Source organism: Hydrogenophaga sp. (assembly GCF_019264445.1).
GTDB lineage: Bacteria > Pseudomonadota > Gammaproteobacteria > Burkholderiales > Burkholderiaceae_C > Hydrogenophaga.
The window spans coordinates 62,733-85,758 of record NZ_JAHVAB010000081.1 but is presented as its reverse complement, the minus strand read 5'-3'; the positions used below and the strand labels follow the sequence as shown (position 1 = coordinate 85,758).

The window sequence follows — 23,026 nt, the reverse complement described above, 5'->3', positions numbered from 1 at the left end:
CAGTCTGTTGCACACTGCCCGACCGGCTTTTTCACATCACGCCCTCCCCATGCTCAAAACGCTGGAACGCATGCTGCGCTGGTCCACCGGCCTCATGGCCGCCATGGCCTTGTTCACCATCATGTGGCTGACCCTGGTCGACGTGACCGGCCGCCGCTTCTTCAACCACTCGGTCCCCGGCGGCCTTGAGCTCACCGAGATCCTCATGGTCATCGTGATCTTCGGTGCCCTGCCCCTGGTGTCGTGGCGCAACGAGCACGTGGTGTTCGACTCGCTCGACAGCTACCTGCCCGACTGGGTGCGCGGCATCCAGGCGCGCGTGGTGCATCTGGTGTGCGCCGGTGGTTTCGGCTTCCTCGCCTACCTCATGACCACGCGCGCCGACCGCCTCGCCGAATACGGCGACACCACCGTGCACCTGCAGCTGTCCATTGCGCCCGTGGCGTGGATGATGTCGGTCATGCTGGCCATCACCGCATTGGTGCACCTGCTTTTCGTGTTTGTCCCGGCACCGACCGCTGCCATCGATGGGGCCACACCATGATCGAAGCCAGCCTCGGCTTTCTGGCCGTGTTTGCCATGGCGCTGCTGCGCATCCCGCTGGCGCTGTCGATGGCCATCGCTGGCGTCGTGGGCCTGGGCCTCATGCGCGGCTGGCAGCCGGCGTTTGCCAGCACCAGCCAGGTGATCTTCGAGACGGGTTTCGCCTACGTGCTGTCGGTCATCCCGCTCTTCGTGCTGATGGGCAACCTCGTGGCGCGCGCCGGCATGGCGCGCGAGCTGTACACCGCGGCGAACTCGTTCGTCGGTCACCGCAAAGGCGGACTGGCCATGGCCAGCGTGCTGGCCTCGGGTGGCTTCGGCTGCATCTGTGGTTCGTCCATCGCCACCGCCGCCACCATGACGCGCGTGGCCTACCCCGAAATGAAGCGCCACGGCTACAAGGACACGCTGGCCACAGGCTCCATCGCCGCAGGCGGCACGCTGGGCATCCTCATCCCGCCGTCCACCATCATGGTGATCTACGGGATCATCACCGAGACCGACATCGGCAAATTGTTCATCGCGGGTGTGCTGCCCGGTCTGGTGGCCATTGCGTGCCTGTGCCTGGCCGTGGTGTACGTCACCTGGCGCGACCCCTTGGCCGGCCCGCCGGGTGAGCGCTACACCTGGCGCCAGCGCATGCAGGCGATGCGCAACATCTGGGGCGTGGCACTGCTGTTCGCCCTCGTCATCGGCGGCATCTACGGCGGCGTGTTCACCGCCACCGAAGGCGCCGGCGTGGGTGCGTCTGGGGCTTTCGTGATTGCTTTGCTGCGCGGCGCCCTCACGCCACGCGTGCTGCTGGACATTCTGGTGGAGAGCACACGCACCACCGCCATGCTGTTCACCATCCTCATCGGGGCGATGGTGTTCACCAGCTTCATCAACTTCACCAGCATGCCTGCGGACCTGCGCGACTTCCTGCTGCAGTTCAGCCCCCACCCGATCATGGTGGTGGTCGTGATGATGGCGATCTATGTGGCGCTGGGCCTGGTGATGGAAGAGCTGTCCATGGTGCTGCTCACCATCCCCGTGTTCTTCCCCGTGATCACCGGCCTGGGCTTTGACCCGGTGTGGTTCGGCGTGCTCATCGTCACCATCGTCGAGATCGGCATGATCTCGCCACCCGTGGGCATGAACCTGTTCGTCATGAACTCGCTCCTGCCGATGGTGAAGCTCAAGCACATCTTCCAGGGCGTGTGGCCCTTCGTCATGGCCGACCTGGTGCGCCTGGGCATCCTGATCGCCTTCCCGGCGATCTCGCTGTGGCTACCCAGCCTGATGGCCCGGTGACGCGCCGCCCGGGGCCGCTGGCACCGGCAGCGGCTGGACGTGCACCACGCTCTGCGGGTAAGGCATCTCGATGCCATGCTCGCGCAGCAAACGCAGGATGCCCAGGTTGATCGACGAGAGCAACCTGAGCTGCTCGGCACCATCGCCCGAGTTGATCCAGTAGCCCACCGTGAACTCCAGCCCGCTGGTGCCAAACGCCGAGAGCGAAGCCTGCGGCGCCGGCTCTTTCAAGGCAGCGTCCTGCTCGCTCACCGCCTGCAGCAACAACCTGCCCACCAGCTCCACGTCGCTGTCGTACCCCACCGTCACCACCGAGGTCTGCCACACGCGGGTGAGCGCGGACGACAGGTTCTCTACCCGGTTGATGACCATGAGTTCGTTGGGCACGATGGACTCGCGCCCCGCAGGCGAGCGGATCACGCTGTAGCGGGTGTTGATGTCGAGGATGCGCCCCTCGAAAGAGTCGACCTTCACGTTGTCGCCAATGCGCAGGCGGCGCTCGGCCAGGATCACAAAGCCGCTGACGTAGTTGGACGCCAGCTTCTGCAACCCAAAGCCGATGCCCACACCAATGGCGCCGCTGAACACCGAGAGCGCGGTGAGATCAATGCCCACCGCCGAGAGCGCAATCATCAAACCCACGAACAGCAGCAGCGCGCGGGTGGCGTTGCTCACCGCCTTGCGCATGGACAGATCACCGCCCGTGGCCTTGCGCAGCAGGCGCGTTTCAATGGCGGCGGACACCCACAGCGACAGGATCATCACGGCGCCCGCCGTGATGACGCCTTCAATCAATGTGCGCAGGCTCAGTGTGCTGGAACCAATCTTCCAGGTGATGTCTTCCATCTCGGCCAGCACCACGGGCAGCAGCCCGCTGACCCACAGCACCATGGCCAGCCACGCCACCCAGGAAATGGTGCGCTCCAGCGCACGCACCCAGGGTGCGGTGGTGAACGCGGCCTGCAGCACCTTCACGCCGACCCGGATCACCACCAGCGACACCAGCACCGGTATGGCCACCCGAAACGCCGCCAACGGCATGACCGTGGTGACCAGCGCGCGCGCCACGTAGCCCAGCAGCAACAGCACCAGCGGGAACATCACACCGTCAATGAGCCGTCGCCCGAACAGCACGGAGGACTTGTCGTCCTGCATGCGCAGGCCGCGGCGCAGGGCCCAGCTCAAGCCCCACGCCAGCACCACGCACACGAGCAGCGCCACCAGCTCGATCAGCACCGTGGGCTGCGTGAAACCGGCCAGCCAGAGACCGATGTCGTCGATCGGCTTGGGATTCGCGGAAGCATTCATGTGAAAACGAAACTCGAAAGTTGATAACACTCAGGCGCGCCAGCTCGGCGCGCGCTTGTCGATGAACGCCTGCACGCCTTCTTGCGCCACGTCGTGCGCCATGTTGCAGGCCATGGTCTGGCCCGCGAGCTGGTAGGCCGACTCGATACCGGTTTCCAGTTGCCGGTAAAACAGCGCCTTGCCCATGGCCACGGCTTCGCGCGGCTTGGCCAGGATGCGATCCACCAGCGTGTGCAGCGCCGCGTCCAGCGCGTCCGGGGCCACCACGCGGTTGACGAGGCCACGCGCGCGCGCTTCTTCGGCGGAAATGAAGTCGCCGGTGAGCAGCATCTCCATCGCCTGCTTGGGCAGGATGTTGCGCGACAGCGCCACACTTGGCGTGGCACAGAACAGGCCCACGTCGATGCCGTTCACGCCAAAGGTGGCGTTGTCGCTGGCCACGGCCAGGTCGCACTGCGCCACCAATTGACAGCCCGCCGCCGTGGCCAGGCCCTGCACGCGGGCCACGACCGGCACCTCCAGCTGGCGAATCGCCAGCATCAGCCGCGAGCACTGCGCGAAGAGCTTCTGGTAGTAGGCCAGCTCGGGCGACGCACGCATCTGCTTGAGGTCGTGCCCGGCACAAAACGCGCGGCCGCTGGCGGCCATGACCACCAGCCGCGCCTGCGGGTCGGCAGCCACGCTGGCCACCGCCGCCTGCAAGGCAGACAGCATGGCCTCGGACAACACATTGAAACTGCGCGGCGTGTTCAGCGTCAGCGTGTAGACGCCGCGCGCATCGCGCGACTGCAACAGCACCGGCTCGCCGGCAGGCGGTGAAGAAGTGGGAGTGGGCTCGGTCATCGGAACATTATGGGACGCCCGTGCGTCACCCACGTTCAGACGCCGGCCAGGACCCTCAGATGCGCTTCCACGCTGCGCCCGAGCGCGCTCAGGGCGTAGCCGCCTTCCAGGCAGCTCACGATGCGGCCCTTGGCATGGCGCTGCGCCACTTCCTTGATGCGCTCGGTCATCCAGGCGTAGTCCTGCTCGACCAGCCCCATCTGCGCCATGTCGTCTTCGCGGTGGGCGTCGAAACCGGCGCTCACAAAAATCATCTGCGGCTTGTGCGCTTCCAGCCGGGGCAGCCACATCATGTCCACCAGCTCGCGAACGTCCATGCCCTTGGTGTACGCGGGCACCGGCAGGTTGACCAGGTTGCTGGCGGTGGAGTGCTCGCACTGTGGGTAGAACGGGTGCTGGTAGAAGCTGCACATGAGGATGCGCTCGTCACCGGCCACGATGTCTTCGGTGCCGTTGCCGTGGTGCACGTCGAAATCGATGATGGCCACGCGCTTCAAGCCGTGGCGCTCCAGCGCGTACTTGGCGGCCACGGCCACGTTGTTCACGAAACAGAAGCCCATGGCCTGGTTGCGCGTGGCGTGGTGGCCGGGCGGGCGCACCGCGCAGAAGGCATTGGCCAGTTCACCGGCGATGACGGCGTCGGTGGCGTCGATGGCGGCACCGGCGGCCATGAGGATGGCGTCCCAGCTGTGGGTGTTGATGGAGGTGTCGGGGTCGACCTGTGCGTGGCTCGGGCCACCGGCGGCGATGTCGTCGCGCAGCTGATCGCTCAGGCCGCGCAGCGACGCCAGGTGCATGCGCCCGTGGGCGAGTTCGAGGTCGGCGATGGCGGCGGCGGTGGCCTCTCGGCGCTCCAGCGCAATGTCCAGGCCGCTGATGAGCAGGCGGTCCTCGATCGCGTCGAGCCGTTCGGGGCATTCCGGGTGGCCGGCGCCCATTTCGTGCCTCCAACAATCCTTGTGGGTGAAATACCCCGTGGCCTGGCTCATGGCGGTTTTACGGTAAGGTTCGCGGCATGCAAGCCGACACAAAAATTCAACTGCTGCTGAACCAGCTTAACACGGTGATCGTGGGCAAATCGCAGCAGGTTTCAGACTGCGTGGCGTGCTTGCTGGCCGGCGGGCACCTGCTCATTGAAGACGTGCCTGGCGTGGGAAAAACCACGCTGGCGCACGCGCTGGCGCGTTCGTTTGGCTTGCAGTTTTCGCGCGTGCAATTCACCGCCGACCTCATGCCCAGCGACCTGGTGGGCGTGTCCATTTACGAGCGTGGCCGCGAAGACTTTGTCTTCCACCCCGGCCCCGTGTTTGCCCAGGTGCTGCTGGCCGACGAGATCAACCGCGCCAGCCCCAAGACGCAGAGCGCCCTGCTCGAAGCCATGGAAGAAAAGCAGGTCACGGTGGAAGGCGAAACGCGCGCGCTGCCCGAGCCTTTCTTCGTGATTGCCACCCAGAACCCGCACGACCAGCTCGGCACCTACGCCCTGCCCGAATCGCAGCTTGACCGCTTCCACATGCGGCTGTCGATCGGCTACCCCGACCGCGCCGCCGAGCGCGAACTGCTGCGTGGCCAGGACCGCCGCGACATGCTGGAGCGCCTGCCACCGGCGCTCACGCCCGCCGACCTCGCGGCGCTGCAGCACACGGTGAGCCAGGTGCACACCGCCGAGCCGGTGCTGGAGTACCTTCAAGACATCGTGGCCGCCACGCGCAGCGGGCGCTGGTTTGCGCAAGGCCTCTCGCCGCGCGCCGCGCTGGCGGTGGTGCGCTCGGCCAAGGCGCAGGCCTACCTGAGCGGGCGCGACTACGTGGCACCCGACGACATCGCCGCCATCCTGCCGCAGACCGTGGCTCACCGGCTGATCCCCGTGCGCGATGCCGGGCGCGGCCCGGTGGAGCAGGTGCGTGCATTGCTGGAAGCGACTCCGCTTCCGTGAGCACCCCCCGCCGCGCTCCGCGCGTCCCCCCTGCGAGGGGGGCGGTGCCTGAGGCCCGGCCAAGCCGGTTCCCCGGCACCTCTGGATGGAGACATCCGCGCGCTGCCCTGCAGGCCTGGTGGCACAACCGCCTGCCGCGCCGCGACACGCTCACGCTCACCCAGCGCAACGTCTACATCCTGCCCACGCGCGCCGGCTGGATGCTGGCGCTCACGCTGGTGCTGCTGCTCGTGGCCAGCATCAACTACCAGCTCAACCTGGGCTACCTGCTCACCTTCCTGCTGGCTGGCAGCGCGGTGGTGGGCATGCACGTGTGCCACGGCAACCTGCGTGGCCTCACCCTGCACCTGAACCCGCCCGACCCGGTGCACGCCGGGCAGGCGGCCGCGCTCAACATCCGCCTCTCCAGCGAGCGCAAGCGCACCCGCTATGGCATCGGCCTGGGCGTGATCGGCGCCGACCAGGCCCACACGCCGCTGGCCTGGACCGATGTGCCCGCGCAAGGCAGCAGCACGCTGCAGGTGGGCTGGCCGGTGCCCGCGCGCGGCCTGCATGCGCTGCCAGCGCTGAACGCGCTCACGCTGTTTCCGCTGGGCACCTTTCGCGTGTGGACGGTCTGGCGCCCGGCCGCCACGGTGCTGGTGTATCCGGCCCCTGAGCTCCAGCCGCCACCGCTCCCGCCCGGCGAGGCGCAGGCCGGGAGCTCGGGCAGCGCGCGCGTGCAGAGCACGGGTGAGTTTGACGGCGTGCGCGCCTACCGGCGGGGCGACCCGATCAAGGCTGTGGTGTGGAAGAAGGCTGCGCAGGCGTTTGCCGCCGGACGCGACGAGCTCGTGAGCCGCGATGCGCTCTCCACCCAGCGACAGGAACTGTGGCTCGACCACGCCCAGTGCGGCCACAGCGGCCTGGAGGCGCGCCTCTCGCGCCTGACCGCCTGGGTGCTGATGGCCGACCGCCTCGGGCTTAGCTACGGCCTGCGCCTGCCGGGCCGCGAGATTGCACCCGACGAGGGCCCGGCGCACCGGGCGCGCTGCCTGGAGGCGCTGGCGCTGGCATGAACACGCTCAACTTGTCCGCTCTGCCGCGCGAAACGCGCGACACGCTGTTCCTGCTGGCCGTGGTCGCCTGGGTGGTGGGGATGCAGGTGGGTCAGATTCCCGTGTGGTGCACGGCGCTGGCCGCCGGGGTGTTGGTGTGGCGCACCACGCTGGTCTTGCGCGGCCTGCCGCTGCCCGGCTGGCCCTGGCGCCTGGGTCTGCTCACCATCGCCATGGCCGCCACCTGGGCCACACACGGCACCCTGCTCGGGCAGGACGCAGGCGTCACCCTCGTGGTGGTGCTGCTGGCCTTGAAGACGCTGGAGATGCGCGCGCGGCGCGACGCCTTCGTGGTGTTCTTCCTCGCCTTCTTCACGCTGCTCACGCATTTCTTCCAGTCGCAGTCGTTGCTGACCGCCGCCGGCATCCTGATCGCGCTGCTGGGCCTGCTCACCGCGCTGGTCAACGCGCACATGCCGGTCGGGCGACCGCCGCTGGCGCAGGCTGCGCGCATCGCGTGCGGCATGGCCCTGATGGGCGCGCCCATCATGCTGGTGCTGTTCCTGCTGTTTCCGCGCATGGCGCCGCTGTGGGGCGTGCCCAGCGAAGACCGGGGGCGCAGCGGCCTCTCCAGCACCATGCGCGTGGGGCAGATCGCCGAGCTGGTGCTCGACGACACCATTGCCCTGCGCGTGCGCTTCGAAGGCCGACCGCCACCGCAAGGCGAGCTGTACTTCCGCGGGCCGGTGCTCAGCCACTTTGACGGCATCGAATGGCGGCCCACCCGCTCGGAGTTCCCCACGCGCCTGGCGCTCAACAGCGAGCTGGTGGTGTCGGGCGAGCCCATCCGCTACGAAGTCACCATGGAGCCGCACCGCCGGCCCTGGCTCTTCGTGCTGGAAGCCGCCTCACAAGCGCCCGAGGTCCCCGGCACTAACGTGCGCATGACCAGCGAGCTGCAATGGCTCACCGACCGCCCCATGAGCAGCCTGGTGCGCTACACCGCGGTCAGCCACACCACCTTCCGCCACGGCCCGCTCACGCCCGCCGTGGCCCTGCAGGACCACGTGTCGCTGCCGCCCGGCTACAACCCGCGCACCATGGTGCTTGCGCAACAACTGCGCCGCGAACACGGCCCTGGCCCCGACGCCAGCCCGCGCATCATCAACGCCGTGATGGACCGCCTGCGCACCGGTGGCTACACCTACACCCTGGAGCCGGGCCAGTACGGCCAGCACACTGCCGACGAATTCTGGTTCGACCGCCGCCAGGGCTTCTGCGAACACATCGCCAGCAGCTTCGTGATCCTCATGCGCGCGCTCGACATTCCGGCGCGCATCGTCACCGGCTACCAGGGCGGCGAGCTCAACGGCGTGGACGGCTACTGGACCGTACGCCAGCGCGACGCCCACGCCTGGGCCGAGGTGTGGCTGCAAGGCCAGGGCTGGGTGCGGGTCGATCCCACGTCGGCCGTGTCGCCCGGGCGCATCGGCTCGCTGCAGCGCCTCAACGCCCCCGAAGGCGCGCTGGCCGGCGCGATCCGCAACCTCAACCCCACCATGGTCGCCCAGCTGCGCGCCGCGTGGGAGGCCGCCAACAACCGCTGGAACCAGTGGGTGCTGAACTACACCGAAGGCCGCCAGCTCGACCTGCTCAAGAACCTCGGCTTCCCCTCCCCCAGCTGGACCGACCTGGCCTACGTGCTGATCGGCGTGATCGTCTTTGTGAGCCTGCTGGGTGCCGCCTGGACGCTGTGGGAGCGCCAGCAGCACGACCCGTGGCTGCGCCTGCTGCAGCGCGCCCGCACCCGGCTGCAGGCGCTCGGCCTGGACAGCGCCGACCACACACCGCCGCGCGAGCTGGCCCACCGCGTGCAGCAACGCTGGGGCCGCTCGGAGGCCGCGCAACGCATTGCACAATGGCTGCTGCAACTCGAAGCCCAGCGGTACAGCCGACCGGGCGCTCCCGACACCCCCACCCTGGCCGCGCTGCAACGCGAGTTCCGGCAACTGGCCTGGCCCCGAAAAGACCCTCTTTGAAACCGCTTCACGTCCCGTTCCCTGTCCGCGCTGCATTCACCGCCTGCGCCTTCGCGCTCTGCCTGGGCACCAGCGCCCTCGCCCAGTCGCCCGCCAAGGCGCGCCCCGCCGCCCAGGCCAAGGCGCCCGCGTACAGCTACTCGCAGAGCGAGGTCGCCATGGCCTTCGCCACCGACCTCGCCGAGCGCCGCAACCTCGACCCCGCCTGGGTGCGCCAGCAGATTGGCTCGGCCCTGCGCATTCCCACCGTCATCCGCCTCATGCAACCCGCGCCCAGCGGCTCCCCGAAGAACTGGGCCGCCTACCGCGCGCGCTTCATCGAGCCCATCCGGCTGCGCGCGGGCCAGCGCTTTTGGGACGCCAACCGCGACACCCTGGCGCGGGCCGAGGCCGAGTTTGGCGTGCCCGCCAGCCTGATCGTGGGCGTGATCGGCGTGGAAACCCTCTATGGCCAGCACACCGGCAACTTCCGTGTGATCGACGCGCTCACCACCCTGGCCTTTGACTTCCCTGCCAGCCACCCGCGCGCGGCCACGCGCAGCGAGTTCTTTCGCAGCGAACTCGAGCAGTTCCTGAGCCTGGCCGAGCGCACCGGCACAGACCCCGCCAGCTACCTGGGCAGCTACGCCGGCGCCATGGGCTGGCCGCAGTTCATGCCCAGCAGCTGGGTGAAGTACGCCATCGACTTCGACGCCGACGGCAAGGTCGACCTCTTCAACAGCCAGGCCGACGTGATCGGCTCGGTGGCCAACTACTTCAAGGCATTCGGCTGGAAGCCCGGCATGCCCACGCACTACCCGGTGCGCTTTGCCCCCGGCCAGACGAAAGAAGATTTCGAAACGCTGCTCGCGCCCGACATCCTGCCCAGCTTCAGCGTGGAGAGCTTCACCGCCAAGGGCGCGGTGCTGGAAGGTGCCGCCTTGCAACACCCCGGCCAGCTCGCGCTGGTGGAACTGCAGAACGCCGGCGCGCCGTCCAGCTACGTGGCCGGCACAGACAACTTCTATGTGGTCACGCGCTACAACTGGAGCAGTTACTACGCGCTGGCGGTGATCGAGCTGGGAGAAGCGGTTCGGGGGTTGGTCTGCAACGACCGCCCCGCGAGTGCACCCGAGCTCAATGCGCCTGCAAACCCATCAGCGGAAAGTCGTAGTTCGAATCCACCACCCGTGCTGCCATCGTCGGCAGCATGCGGTCGATAAACACCTCGCCCACCCAGCGGCGCAGGGCCGGGTTGCTCATGGGGCCTGCGCTTTGCAGCGCCATGCCGCTGAAGGTGCTGATGCCGTCGTCCATGGAGAGGCCCATGGGCACAGGCGGCAGGCCCTCGCCTGAAGCGGCGGCCATCGACTGTTGCCATGCGCTGTCGAAGCGGTCAAAGCAGCCCACCGTGCCGTTGCGCCAGACGTCGGCAATGTAGAACAGCCAGGCGCCCTGGTCTTCCACCACAAAGCCCCAGGAAAACTCATGAATGCCGTCGGGTGCCTGGGCAAACACGCCCAGCTCCGTCACGTCGGCTCGGGCCTTGAACTCGGCATACAGCGGACCGGGGCCGGAGAGCTCGCCCTTCACGAAGCGCTCGACCATGCCGGGGTCGGAACTGAACAGCGGCAGCGGATCGCTCCATTCGCGCTTGGCGCGGTTGATGAGGCGCGAGGTGGCGTCCGCGCTCTTCTGGGCCTGGATGCACCGGTCCATGAAGGTCTTGCGCCCGTCGGGCGTGGAAATCAGGTTCACCGTGTCGGTGAAGGCGGCGTCGTCTTTGAGGTAGCCGTCCTCGCGCAGGCGCAGCACGATGTCGAGCATGGAGCTGCGCGTGATGTGTTCGATCATGTAGGCCATGTCGCCACCCTCGAAGTCGACCATCGACTGCTGCACCCAGGCCATGGTCTCTTCGTGGGAGAGCCCTTGGGGTGCCCGAGGCATGTCGTTGAACAGGGCGCGCAGCACCCTTACCGTATCCAGATCGCTGGCCATGGAGACTCCGTTGATGACGTTCCGGGCGGGGCAAGGCGACAAGCCCCACGCCGGCCTGACACGTCAGCATAGGTGCATTTGCGCGCGTGCAAGCCTCAACGCGTGCGCCCTGCGTGACATTTGCTGCCGTTCGCCGGGTTTTCCGCGCCGTTCACGCCGTTTGTCGCGCGCGCTGGGTGCCCACCACCACGAGCGCCACCAGCATCATCAACACGCCTGCCAGCTGGCTCGGCGTCAGGGCGCGGCCGTACACCGCCCACTCCACCGCCACCGCGCAGGCGGGGTATACGAACTGGAGCACGGCCACCCGGCCGGCGCTCAGGCGGGCCACGCCGGCGTACAGCACCACGTAGGCCAGGCCGGTGTGGATCACGCCCAGGCCCGCGAGCCAGGCCCAGGCCACACCAGCGGGCGGCCAGCCGTGCACCCACGGCCACCAAGCCAGTACCACCGCCCCCACCGCGCATTGCCACCAGGAGAGCGCCAGCGGCGTGACGCCACGCGCGCGGTTGGCGATCAGGGTGAGCGCCGCATAGCCCACCGAGTTGAGCAACGCGAGCGCCACGCCCCAGAAGTACGCGGACGACCACGCCACACCGCCCAGCGCACCATCGACCCAGCCCGACGCCAGCGCGAGCCCGACCAGCGCCGCCAGCGCCGCCAGCGCCTGTGCGCGGGTCACCCGCTCCTTCCACCACCAGGCGCCAAACGCCATCACCAGAAACGGCTGCACGTGCACCACCACCGTGGCCACGCCGATGGACGTGCGCTCGATGGCTTCAAAGAACATCACCCAGTTGAGCACCGCAAGCACGCCGGCACTCACCGCCGCCAACAGCGCCCGGCCCGAAAGCTTCAGCTCTGACCAGCGCCGCGTCAGCGCAAACCAAGCGGTGAGCGCGAGCAGGCCAAACGCGCAGCGAAACCACACCGCGGTGAGCGGGCTCTGGCCTGCCTCTTCCAGAAAGATGCCCAGCGTGCCGAGCATCAGCCCACCGGCCACCATCAGCCACGTACCACGGCGCTCGCGCGACGCGGCCAGCGGGTGGGAGGTCGACGGTGCGGTCAGGGAGGCCGAAGAATTCATGGCACCGATCTTCTGGCAGCTGCCTGCGTTTGACAAACGGATAAATAAAATCCGAAGCATTCGATTAGCGAATACTGAGGTCCCCATGAACCACACCGATCTGCAACTGGACTGGCTTCGCGCATTTGTCGCCGTGGTCGATGGCGGCTCGCTGTCCGCCGCCGCACCGATGCTGCACCGCTCGCAACCGGCGGTGAGCATGCAGATCCGAAAGCTCGAAGATGCCGTGGGCCGCGCGGTGCTGCTGCGCGGGCCTCGCCACCTGGCGTTGACGCCCACCGGTACCGAGCTGCTGGGCTACGCGCGGCGCATGCTGGCGCTGCACCACGAAACCCTGGAAGCGCTGCACGGGCCCGTGCTCAGCGGCCGCGTGCGGCTGGGTGTGCCCGACGACTACGCCGGCAGCTACCTCACCCCGGTGCTGCGCAGCTACGCGAACCGCCATGCCGGCGTGGAGATCGAGCTGCACTGCGAACAGTCCACGTCGCTCATTCCCAAGGTGCAGCGCGGTGAGATCGATGTGGCGCTGATCTCGCGCGACAAGGCCACGCGCGGCACGCTGCTGTTTCAGGAGCCGCTGGTGTGGGTGGGGTCACCGCAGTTCGAGGTGTGGCGGCGCGACCCCTTGCCGATTGCGGTGTACGAAGCCACCAGTCTGGCGCGCCGGGCGGTGATCGCCGCGCTCTCCGCGCAGCGCCGCGCCTACCGCGTGGTCTACAACAGCTCCAGCCTGGCGGGGCAGCTGGCTGCGGTGGAGAGTGGCCTGGCGCTGGCCGTTCTCACGCGCTGCAGTGCGCCGGCGCACCTCTCGGTGCTGGGCGAGCGGCAAGGCCTGCCCGCGCTCGAAGCGATGGACGTGGCGCTCTACCGCAGCCAGGCCTCACGCCACCAGCCGGCGGTGGACGCGCTGTTTGAACAAATGGTGCAGACGCTCAGTTTGAAGGGACGAGGAAGTCCTGGCTGATGCGCCCGCCGAGTTCGTTCACGCGATCGAGGAACTGCGTGAGGAACGCGTGCAGGCCCGTGGACAGGATTTCGTCGATGCGGGCGTACTGCAGGTCGGCCTTGAGCTTGCCCGCGCGGCGCAGCGTTTCGCCGCTGTGTTCGTTGGCGACCACGGCCAGGTTGTTCACCACTTCGTTGAGGCTGGCGGCCAGGCTGCGCGGCATGTCGGCGCGCAGGATCAAGAGCTCGGCCACGCGCTCGGGCGTGATGACATCGCGGTACACCTTGCGGTAGACCTCGAAGCCGCTGACGCTGCGCAGGATCGCGCTCCAGTGGTAGAAGTCGTACTCCTGATCGAGCTCGCTGGCGGCGCCGAAGAAGTCGCTGTGCACGGCGTGGAACTTCACGTCCAGCAGGCGCGCGGTGTTGTCGGCGCGCTCCAGGAAGGTGCCCATGCGGTAGAAGTGAAAGGCTTCGTCCTGCAGCATGGTGCCAATGGCCACCCCGCGCGAGAGGTGCGAACGGAACTTGACCCACTCGAAGAATTCGCCCGGGTCGCGCTCGAAGTTCTTGCCCTTGAGCATGCGGGTGAGTTCGAGCCAGGTCTGGTTCTGCGTTTCCCAGAATTCGGTGGTGAGCGCACCGCGCACGGCGCGGGCGTTTTCACGCGCCGCGCGCAGGCAGGACACGATGCTCGAGGGGTTGTTCTCGTCCCGGACCATGAAGTCCAGCACGTTGCGCGGCGTGATTTCCTTGCCGTACTTCTGCGTGTAGGTGTACATGAGCTCGCTGATGGCGAGCAAGCCTTCCCAGCCCACCTGCGCCACCGCGGCAGACTGCGGCAGCAAGGAGGTCTGGTAGTTCACGTCCAGCATGCGGGCCGTGTTCTCCGCACGCTCGGTGTAGCGGGACATCCAGAAAAGGTGATCGGCGGTGCGCGAAAGCATGTTGTGTCCCTCAGTCTTCCAGAATCCACGTGTCTTTTGTACCGCCACCCTGTGACGAGTTGACGACCAGCGAGCCCTCCTTGAGGGCCACACGCGTCAGGCCGCCGGGCACCATCTGCACCGTCTTGCCGCTGAGCACGAAGGGCCGCAGGTCAATGTGGCGCGGCGCCACGCCGCTTTGCACATAGGTGGGGCAGGTGGAGAGCGAGAGCGTGGGCTGCGCGATGTAGCCCGTGGGGTTGGCCGCCACGGCCTTGCGGAAGTCCTCGATCTCGGCCTGCGTGGAGGCAGGGCCGACCAGCATGCCGTAGCCGCCTGCGCCATGCACTTCCTTGACCACCAGGTCCTTCATGTTGGCCAGCATGTACTTCAGGTCTTCGGGCTCGCGGCCCATGAAGGTCGGCACGTTGTTGAGGATCGGCTTTTGCCCGAGGTAGAACTCGATCATCTTGGGCACGTAGGGGTAGATCGACTTGTCGTCGGCCACACCGGTGCCCACCGCGTTGCAGATCGCCACGTTGCCGCTGCGGTAGACGCCCAGCAGGCCTTCGCAGCCCAGGGTGGACGTCGGACGGAACACCGAAGGGTCGAGGAAATCGTCGTCCACCCGGCGGTAGATCACGTCCACGCGCTTGGGGCCGCGCGTGGTGCGCATGTAGACGAAGTTGTCCTTCACGAAGAGGTCTTGCCCCTCCACCAGCTCGATGCCCATCTGCTGCGCGAGGAACGCGTGTTCGAAGTACGCGCTGTTGTACATGCCGGGCGTGAGCACCACCACGGTGGGCTCGGCGGTGGTGGCCGGGCTGCTGGCGCGCAGGGTTTCGAGCAGCAGGTCGGGGTAATGCGCCACGGGCGCCACGCGGTTCTGGCCGAAGAGTTCGGGGAAAAGCCGCATCATCATCTTGCGGTCTTCGAGCATGTAGCTCACGCCGCTGGGCACCCGCAGGTTGTCTTCGAGGACGTAGTACTCACCCACGCCGTCGGCGTTGGGCGCGCGCACGATATCGATGCCGGAGATGTGCGAATAGATGTTGTGCGGCACGTCCACGCCCATCATTTCGGGGCGGAACTGCGCGTTCTGGAAGATCTGCTCGGCGGGCACGATGCCGGCCTTGATGATTTCCTGGTCGTGATACACGTCGTGGATGAAGCGGTTGAGCGCGGTCACGCGCTGCACCAGGCCTTCTTCCATGCTCTGCCACTCGTGGGCAGGAATGACGCGGGGAATCAGGTCGAAGGGAATGAGGCGCTCGGTGCCGGAGCCGTCCTCGTCTTTGGCGCCGTACACCGCGAAGGTGATGCCGACACGGCGGAAGATCATTTCCGCCTCCTCCCGCCGGGCCGCCATCACGTCTTCGGGCTGCTGGGCCAGCCAGTTGGCGTAGTTTTGATAGTGGGCCCGGACCTCGCTGGGCGAGGCATTCATTTCGTCAAACATCGGTCTGCTCATGGGCTTTTTCTCCTGAAGACAGCATAGCAAGGACCGGGCCAGGGTTTTCGAGCATGCCCGGCAAATTTGGGGCCGGCGAGAATTTGTCTATAGGGAGACCCCATGCTCTACCTCGGAACGCTCGACGACAAATCCATTCAGTACCCGTTTGGAGGCACGGGGAGCAAAGGTGCGACCGGACACAAAGCCATCCTGCACCGGTTGCTCTTTTGCCGCGAGCGACTGCTGGTCGAGGAAGGTTTCGTGCTGGCTTCAGAGGAGGCACGCCACCCCGGTCGTGCGCGTTCAGTCTTTCTCCCTGCGATACGGGCCGGTCTCATCCGCGTGGCCACCCGCCACGGCGACATGCAGGCATACGCCCTGGAGCGGCGGGCCTTGCAACACGCCGGTCCGCCGCAGACGCCACAAGGTCAACAGTACCTTGTTGATCTGCAAAGTGCATGCGTAGCCGCGAACGCCTTCGTTCAGTACCCGCCAGACCACGTCGACGAACTGACATACAGCCGACTGCGCTCTGTGGCAACCCTTGATATGGCCCACGCGACTTTGAGCACCTCGGCCCTGCGCCTGCCCACTGACTTCTCGCAGCAATACGAGTACCGTTACCGCAAAGGCAACCAGGGAAAGCAGTGGACTGCAAGGGCCGCCTGGGAAGCGGCGCTGCAACTGACTTTTCCCAAAGAACCACACGCCGTGCATGCGCTGATGGCCCTGGCAAACCGCGAGCGCCAGTTGATCCGGGCCGCGGCTATTTCAAAGGTCAACAACCTCGCCCAACTGCACGTCGAGACTGGCTTTGAAACGACGCCACACGACTTGGCTGTACCCGTGGTCCACGAGGCCAGCCGCCAGCAACCTATTTCCCATGAAGGCATTTTTCCGAAAATCTGCGCCGACATGTTGATGCGCCACCTTGATCGTCTGCTGGCTGTGCTTGCACAGCAAGACTCCACGCTCAACCGCCAGCGCCTGGGTTACCTCGCTCTGTTGTCACGCTCTGGACCAGTGGACCTCGATGAACTGCGGCGCGTGGCGCGTCGATATGAGGATGAAATCTATGCAGTGGCTGGCGAGACACAACCGGAGAACATGGATTCCTACCGACTAGCAGGCAGCCTGGTGATCGGCACCGCACTTTCAGCCAGTGTCAGTGCCCTGCTGAGCAGCCGAGCACATAACCGAGAAGACCTTCAGGTCCATCTGAAATCACAACTCAAGCGTCGTGACTTCCTGGGCACGTTGGTTTCAGGCGCGCTAATGACGAGCGTGGCATACGCCGGCCTCAAGCTCGAGGATGCCTATGGCGACAATGTCGTGCGAGCCAAGCGCGAGCAATGGGAGGACCACGTGCTCGACGATTTCGCATCGCACTTCGATCCCTCTCGTCGCTCGCACCAGATCCTGCGCGTGGATCCGGCTGGCATAGCCGGCATGCGCATCTAGGGCTGTTGCGCACGCTCCTTGCCGGCCTGCAGCGAGCGGTGCCAATAGCGGCGGCCCACTTCACGCTGGCACACCACGGCATCGGGTGCTTCGCTGCGCCAGGTGGCCGCCCCGCATTCGGGCGAGTTGCGCCACGGAATGCCGCGCTGCACATACCGCTCCAGCACGGCTGGCGCCGGGTGGCCAAAGCGGTTGCGGTAGCCCGACTGCACCAGCACCCAGCGCGGCTGCAGCGTGTTGAGCAGCAACGGGCTGCTCGATGTGAGGCTGCCGTGGTGGGGCGCGAGCATGACCGTGGCCCGCAGCTCGGGCCGGGCCATGGCCAGCCGCACCTCGTGCGCGGCATCGAGGTCGCCGGCAAGCCAGGCGCTCTGTGAGCCATTGCTCACCCGCAGCACGCAGGACATGGCGTTGCTGGAAAGCCGGCCGGAGCCGTCCTCGGCGTAGTCCCCAGGTTGCGGGTGCAACACCTCGAAGTCCACCCCATCCCACTGCCAGCGCTGGCCTGCCACGCAGCGGCGTTCGGCCTGGGCGTCAAACGAGGACAACCAGCGCGCCTGCGGCTGCGCCGCCTGCACGGCCGCCGCGCCTCCGGCGTGGTCGCTGTCGCGGTGGCTCACCACCACGGCATCCAGCCGTTCCCCGAGGGCGCGCAACAGCGGCAACACCACGCGGTCACCGGCATCGGCCGCGTCGGGTTGCGGGCCGTAGCGCGGTCCGGTGTCGTACAGAAGGCTGTGGGTGGCGGTGCGCAGCAGGACCGCACTGCCCTGACCCACGTCCAGCGCCATCAGCTCGAACTCGCCTGGCGCCGGGCGCGGCGGCGCGTACAGCAGTGCGGGCCACAACAGCAGGGCTCCCGAGAGCCGCACCGCCCAGGGCATGCGCAGCACCAGCAGCGCGCCGCCCAGCACGGCCGCCAGCGCCAGCGGCCAGGGCGCTGCAGGCCGGAACAGCGTGGCCCCGGGCCACGCGCCCAGCCATTGCAAGGCCAGCGCCAGCGCCTGCACGGCCCAGGCCGCCACGTCCCAGAGCGGCGGCACGATCACGCCCAGCAGCGCCAGCGGCGTCACCAGCAACGTGACCCACGGAATGGCTGCCAGGTTGGCCAGCAGCCCCACCACCGAGAACTGGCCAAACAGCAACAGCGTGAGGGGCGTGAGCGCCACCGTCACCACGCCTTGCTCGCGCAACAAACCCGCCAGCGCCTGCACACCCCGCCGCAGCCAGGGCGGGCGTTGCGCGCCGGCATCTGTAGAGCGGCGGCCCGGGTCGGTGGCAAACAGAATGCCCACCGCCACGAAGCTGAGCCAGAAGCCCGCCTGCAGCAGCGCCCAGGGATCGAGCAGCACCACCGCCGCCATGGCCAGCAACCACACACCGGGCCAGGGCCATTGCCGCACCGACAGCCGCAGCGCCACCACCACGGCCAGCATGAGCACCGTGCGCTGGGCCGGCACGCCCCAGCCCGAAAACAGCGCATAGGCCATGGCCAGCGCCACACCGCCCAGGCCAGCCGCCCAAGGGGCCGGCAGCGCCAGCACGGCCTGCGGCCAGACGTGCGCCAGCCGGCGCCACAGCGCACCCACCAGCGCCGTGGCCAGCCACGCAAACAGCGTCACATGCAAGCCCGAAATGCTCATCAAGTGCGCCACACCGGTGTTGCGAAAGAGGTCCCAGTCGGCACGGTCGATGGCCGACTGATCGCCCACCACCAGCGCGGCCAGCACGCCCGCGCTGCGCGGGTCAGACGCCACGCGCGCTTCGATGCGCTCGGCCACGGCCTGTCGCAGGCGGTCCAGCGGGTGCCACCAGGTTGCCCCCAGCCGCTGCGGCGCCGGGTCGCGCGGGCCGCTGCGCACATAGCCGGTGGCCTGGATGCCTTGCTCCCAGAGCCAGCGTTCGCGGTCAAACCCGTGGGGGTTCAGGTTGCCGTGCGGGCTGCGCAGGCGCACCGTGAAACGCCAGCGGTCGCCCGCACGCAGGCCCGGGCTTTCCTGCGACAGGCTCCACAGCGACCCTTGAGGCTCTGCGCTGGCCCCGGCGTACCAGCCCAACTGCAAGCGCGGCGGGAGGCGCACGGTGTCGCCCGAGCGGCGGGCAGCCTCCACCACGACATCAAAGCGCTCGCCCTGCGCGCTGCGCTGCGGCAGCGAGGCAATGCGGCCTGTGACCTCGATATCCACGCCCTGCAGGTTCGGGTCGAGCGCGTCGGCGGCAAAGTGCACGGCGCGCGCGCCGGTCAGCCCCCAGCCCAGCAACACGCCCGCCAGCAGCGCCACGCCCAGCGCGGGCCATGGCCGCCGCAACCGCCGCATGCACACCAAGGCACACAGGCCGGTGGCCAGCGCGGCGCCGTAGAGCGCCATGGGCGACAGATAGGCCTGCTGCAGCTGCAAGGCCACGCCACACACCCAACCCAGCAGCGCCGCAAAACCCCAATGGCGCATGATCAGGTCGCGCGCCAAGGCCAGACGGAAGTGTCATCAGGCCGTGGCGCAAGACTTGCTAGCATGGCTGCAAGCCGCGACGGCAAAAGAGTTGCCCGCGGACCCATTGTTTTATTCCTCCCTGGAAAGTCTCTCGTATGGCCATCCACGTCGCCCTGAGCCACATCACCCATTATCGGTACGACCGCCTGGTCAAGCTGGGTCCTCAGGTGGTCAGGCTGCGGCCCGCGCCGCACAGCCGCACCAAGGTGCTCTCGTATTCGCAGCGCATCGAGCCCGGCGGCCACTTCATCAACTGGCAGCAAGACCCGTTTGCCAACTACCAGGCACGCCTGGTGTTCCCCGAGCCCACCACCGAGTTCAAGGTCACCATCGACCTCGTGGTGGAAATGGCGGTCTACAACCCGTTCGACTTCTTCCTCGAACCTTCGGCCGAGAACTTCCCGTTCAAGTACGACGACGCGCAAAAGCAGGAACTCGCGCCCTACCTGGCCACCGCACCGCTCACGCCCTTGCTCAAGAAGTACGTGGACGAAGTGGACCGCACCGAACGCCGCACCATCGACTTCCTGGTCGATATCAACCAGCGCCTGCAGCGCGACATTGCGTACACCATCCGCATGGAGCCCGGCGTGCAGACGCCTGAAGAAACGCTCAAGCTGGGCAGCGGCTCGTGCCGCGACAGCGGCTGGCTGCTGGTGCAGATCCTGCGCCACATGGGCCTGGCCGCCCGCTTCGTTTCGGGCTATCTCATTCAGCTCACGGCCGATGTGAAATCGGTCGATGGCCCCAACGGTCCCGAGAAAGATTTCACCGACCTGCACGCGTGGTGCGAGGTGTTCTTGCCCGGCGCCGGCTGGATCGGCCTGGACCCCACCTCCGGCCTGCTCGCTGGCGAAGGCCACGTGCCGCTGGCCTGCACACCGCAGCCCTCCAGCGCCGCACCGGTCGAAGGCGCCATGGACAAATGCGAGGTGGAGTTCAGCCACCACATGAGCGTGACGCGCGTCTACGAATCGCCGCGCGTGACCAGCCCCTACACCGACGAACAGTGGGCCGGCGTGCTGGCCCTGGGCGACAAGGTGGACGCCGACCTCGTGCAGCACGACGTGCGCCTGACCATGGGCGGCGAACCCACCTTCGTGGCCACCAGCGACCGCGACGCCGGCGAATGGAACACCGACGCCCTGGGCCCGACCAAACGCGGCTATGCCACCGAGCTGCTCGGGCGGCTGCGCGAGGAATACGGCGCCGGCGGCTTCGTGCACATGGGCCAGGGCAAGTGGTACCCCGGCGAGCAGCTGCCGCGCTGGGCGCTCTCGATGTTCTGGCGCGCCGATGGCGAGACCATCTGGCGCAACCCGGCCCTGCTGGCCGATGAGCGCGACGAAGCCCACTACACCGCCGACGACGCGCGCCGCTTCACGCAGGCCCTCGCCCGCAAGCTCGGCCTGTCCACTCAGTACATCACCCCGGGCTACGAGGACACTTGGTACTACCTCTGGCGCGAGCGCCGCCTGCCCGTGAACGTGGACCCGTTCGACAGCAAGCTCGACGACGAACTGGAGCGCGCGCGCCTGCGCCGCGTGTTCGGCCAGGGCCTGGAATCCACCGTGGGCTACGTGCTGCCGCTGCAGGCCTCGGGCATGAACGGCGCGCTCTCCAGCAACGGCAAGAGCGGCTACCCGCGCATCTCCGGCACGGTGTGGTCCACCGGGCCGTGGTTCTTCCGCGACGAGCGCATGTACCTCATTCCGGGCGATTCGCCCATGGGCTACCGTCTGCCGCTGGACTCGCTGCCCTGGGTGTCGGCGGGCGACTACCCGTACCACATCGAGCAAGACCCGCACTCCGCGCGCGACCCGCTGCCGCGCGGCGCCGCGGTGAAGCACCAGGTGTCACCACACCAGGTGGGTGGCGGCTTTGCCGAGGGCGGCACCGTGTCGCTGCAAGGCATGGACTTCGACCCCGACAGCGAAACCGTGGAAGGCCTGCGCCCGGGCCAGCCGGGCCCCGGTGCGGCCCCTGCGCAGGCACTGGCCGCGCGCTTCCCGCAGCGCGGTGAGTCGGCGGCCTGGCTCACGCGCACCGCGCTGTGCGTGGAGGCGCGCGACCCGCACCGCGCCAACGGCCCCAAGGCCGAGAAAGCCGGCGGCGGCAAGAACCACCACCTCTACATCTTCATGCCGCCCATGGCGCACCTGGAGGACTACCTCGACCTGCTCGCCGCGGTGGAAGCCACCGCCGAAAAGCTGGGTATGGGCATCGTGCTGGAAGGCTACCCACCGCCGCGCGACCCGCGCCTGAAGATGCTGCAGGTCACGCCCGACCCCGGCGTGATCGAGGTCAACATCCACCCCGCGCACAACTGGGGCGAATTGGTGGAGCACACCGAATTTCTCTACGGTGCGGCCCACCAGACGCGCCTGTGCGCCGAGAAGTTCATGACCGACGGGCGCCACACCGGCACCGGTGGCGGCAACCACTTCGTGCTGGGTGGCGCCACGCCGGCGGACTCGCCCTTCCTGCGCAAGCCCGAGCTGCTGGGCAGCCTGCTGGCCTACTGGCACAACCACCCTTCGCTGTCGTACCTCTTCAGCGGTCTGTTCATCGGCCCGACGAGCCAGGCGCCGCGCGTGGACGAGGCGCGCAACGACCAGCTGGTGGAGCTGGACATCGCGCTGGCGCAGATCGAGAAGAACCGCAAGACCTACGGCGAAGACATGCCGCCCTGGATGGTGGACCGCACGCTGCGCAACATCCTGATCGACGTCACCGGCAACACGCACCGCAGCGAGTTCTGCATCGACAAGCTGTACTCGCCCGACGGCCCCACCGGCCGCCTGGGCCTGCTGGAGCTGCGCGCGTTTGAAATGCCGCCGCATGCACGCATGAGCATTGCGCAGCAGCTGCTGCTGCGCGCCATGGTCGCGCGCTTCTGGCAGGAACCCTGGCAGGGCAAGCTCACGCGCTGGGGCACCGAGCTGCACGACCGCTTCCTCCTGCCCACCTTTGTGCGCATGGACTTCGAGGACGTGCTCACCGACATGGCCAGCTTCGGCTACCCCTTCGACATGTCGTGGTTCGAACCGCACTTCGAGTTCCGCTTCCCGCTGGTGGGTGAGGTCACCGCCCGCGGCATCGAGCTCACCATCCGCAGCGCGCTCGAGCCCTGGCACGTCATGGGCGAAGAAGGCGCGCCCGGCGGCACCGTGCGCTATGTCGATTCGTCGCTCGAACGCGTGGAGGTGCGCGTCAGCGGCTTCAACGACAGCCGCCACGTCATCACCTGCAACGGCCGCGCCCTGCCCCTGCAGAGCACCGGCACGGTGGGCGAATTCGTAGCGGGAGTTCGCTACAAAGCCTGGAGCCCGCCGTCGGCGCTGCACCCGTCCATTCCCGCGCACGCGCCACTCACCTTCGACATCGTCGACACCTGGCTCAAGCGCTCCATGGGCGGCTGCCAGTACCACGTCGCCCACCCGGGCGGGCGCAACTACGACACCTTCCCCATCAACGCCTACGAAGCCGAAAGCCGCCGGCTCTCGCGCTTCTTCCAGATGGGCCACACGCCCGGCCGCATGGAGGTGGCGCCCGCGGTGCACAGCCGCGAGTTCCCGTTCACGCTCGACCTGCGCACCTGAAAGCGCCCGCACAGAACCGGGGACAAACCCTGTGTGAAGGATGCAACAAGGCGACTCACGCTCTCCCGAGGCGTCCGCACCCCA

17 protein-coding genes are annotated in these 23,026 nt (G+C 67.7%); 9 read left to right on the top strand and 8 right to left on the bottom strand.

The features are described 5' to 3' along the window. The first annotated feature begins 49 nt into the window (after positions 1–49). Positions 50–544, top strand: coding sequence for a TRAP transporter small permease (locus KXJ60_RS18685; protein WP_291131373.1), 495 nt, complete (start codon positions 50–52; stop codon positions 542–544). Continuing rightward, positions 541–1,836 (top strand): TRAP transporter large permease, encoded by a 1,296-nt coding sequence (locus tag KXJ60_RS18680; protein WP_291131371.1) that lies wholly within the window; start codon positions 541–543, stop codon positions 1,834–1,836. The genes KXJ60_RS18685 and KXJ60_RS18680 overlap by 4 nt, the downstream gene beginning before the upstream one ends. On the opposite strand, the gene KXJ60_RS18675 is transcribed toward KXJ60_RS18680, so the two are convergent. Genes KXJ60_RS18675 through KXJ60_RS18665 form a run of 3 tightly spaced genes read right to left on the bottom strand, consistent with a single transcriptional unit; the run spans position 1,813 to position 4,976 of the window. Continuing rightward, on the bottom strand, positions 1,813–3,144 hold the full coding sequence (locus KXJ60_RS18675) for a mechanosensitive ion channel domain-containing protein (RefSeq protein WP_291131369.1): 1,332 nt from the start codon (positions 3,142–3,144) through the stop codon (positions 1,813–1,815). The genes KXJ60_RS18680 and KXJ60_RS18675 overlap by 24 nt on opposite strands. 30 nt (positions 3,145–3,174) lie before the next feature. Then, positions 3,175–3,987, bottom strand: a complete 813-nt coding sequence (locus KXJ60_RS18670) for an enoyl-CoA hydratase (RefSeq protein ID WP_291131367.1) — start codon at positions 3,985–3,987, stop codon at positions 3,175–3,177. 35 nt (positions 3,988–4,022) lie between these two features. Beyond that, positions 4,023–4,976, bottom strand: a complete 954-nt coding sequence (locus KXJ60_RS18665; RefSeq protein ID WP_291131365.1) for a histone deacetylase family protein — start codon at positions 4,974–4,976, stop codon at positions 4,023–4,025. Positions 4,977–5,002: 26 nt separating this feature from the next. Here KXJ60_RS18665 and KXJ60_RS18660 point away from each other — a divergent pair, with 26 nt between their 5' ends. From KXJ60_RS18660 to mltB, 4 genes are all read left to right on the top strand, one after another. Then, the gene (locus KXJ60_RS18660; RefSeq protein WP_291131363.1) at positions 5,003–5,923 is read left to right on the top strand and encodes a MoxR family ATPase; all 921 of its coding nucleotides are present in this window, start codon (positions 5,003–5,005) and stop codon (positions 5,921–5,923) included. A gap of 107 nt (positions 5,924–6,030) precedes the next feature. Next, on the top strand, positions 6,031–6,981 hold the full coding sequence (locus KXJ60_RS18655) for a DUF58 domain-containing protein (RefSeq protein ID WP_291131534.1): 951 nt from the start codon (positions 6,031–6,033) through the stop codon (positions 6,979–6,981). Beyond that, complete coding sequence (locus tag KXJ60_RS18650; RefSeq protein WP_291131362.1) at positions 6,978–8,999, top strand: DUF3488 and transglutaminase-like domain-containing protein; 2,022 nt, start codon at positions 6,978–6,980, stop codon at positions 8,997–8,999. The genes KXJ60_RS18655 and KXJ60_RS18650 overlap by 4 nt, the downstream gene beginning before the upstream one ends. 62 nt (positions 9,000–9,061) lie before the next feature. Then, a complete protein-coding gene (gene mltB / locus KXJ60_RS18645; protein WP_291131532.1) occupies positions 9,062–10,201 on the top strand; it encodes a lytic murein transglycosylase B in 1,140 nt (379 codons plus the stop codon). Here the strand turns inward: mltB and KXJ60_RS18640 are convergent. Then, a complete protein-coding gene (locus tag KXJ60_RS18640) occupies positions 10,116–10,976 on the bottom strand; it encodes a hypothetical protein (protein WP_291131360.1) in 861 nt (286 codons plus the stop codon). The two genes, mltB and KXJ60_RS18640, sit on opposite strands and share 86 nt — an antisense overlap. Before the next feature lie 151 nt (positions 10,977–11,127). After that, complete coding sequence (locus tag KXJ60_RS18635) at positions 11,128–12,063, bottom strand: DMT family transporter (RefSeq protein WP_291131358.1); 936 nt, start codon at positions 12,061–12,063, stop codon at positions 11,128–11,130. Between the two features lie 85 nt (positions 12,064–12,148). Between KXJ60_RS18635 and KXJ60_RS18630 the strand changes: the two genes are divergently transcribed. Continuing rightward, positions 12,149–13,027, top strand: a complete 879-nt coding sequence (locus KXJ60_RS18630) for a LysR family transcriptional regulator (protein WP_291131356.1) — start codon at positions 12,149–12,151, stop codon at positions 13,025–13,027. Here the strand turns inward: KXJ60_RS18630 and KXJ60_RS18625 are convergent. Next, complete coding sequence (locus KXJ60_RS18625) at positions 12,996–13,955, bottom strand: alpha-E domain-containing protein (RefSeq protein ID WP_291131354.1); 960 nt, start codon at positions 13,953–13,955, stop codon at positions 12,996–12,998. The genes KXJ60_RS18630 and KXJ60_RS18625 overlap by 32 nt on opposite strands. A gap of 10 nt (positions 13,956–13,965) precedes the next feature. Next, on the bottom strand, positions 13,966–15,405 hold the full coding sequence (locus KXJ60_RS18620; RefSeq protein WP_291131353.1) for a circularly permuted type 2 ATP-grasp protein: 1,440 nt from the start codon (positions 15,403–15,405) through the stop codon (positions 13,966–13,968). Positions 15,406–15,507: 102 nt separating this feature from the next. Between KXJ60_RS18620 and KXJ60_RS18615 the strand changes: the two genes are divergently transcribed. Beyond that, positions 15,508–16,848: a hypothetical protein gene (locus KXJ60_RS18615; protein ID WP_291131351.1), complete on the top strand. Its 1,341-nt coding sequence runs from the start codon at positions 15,508–15,510 to the stop codon at positions 16,846–16,848. Here KXJ60_RS18615 and KXJ60_RS18610 read toward each other — a convergent pair. Next, the gene (locus tag KXJ60_RS18610; protein WP_363318040.1) at positions 16,845–19,316 is read right to left on the bottom strand and encodes a DNA internalization-related competence protein ComEC/Rec2; all 2,472 of its coding nucleotides are present in this window, start codon (positions 19,314–19,316) and stop codon (positions 16,845–16,847) included. The genes KXJ60_RS18615 and KXJ60_RS18610 overlap by 4 nt on opposite strands. Positions 19,317–19,435: 119 nt before the next feature. Between KXJ60_RS18610 and KXJ60_RS18605 the strand changes: the two genes are divergently transcribed. Continuing rightward, positions 19,436–22,942, top strand: coding sequence for a transglutaminase family protein (locus KXJ60_RS18605; RefSeq protein WP_291131349.1), 3,507 nt, complete (start codon positions 19,436–19,438; stop codon positions 22,940–22,942). Positions 22,943–23,026: the final 84 nt, after the last annotated feature.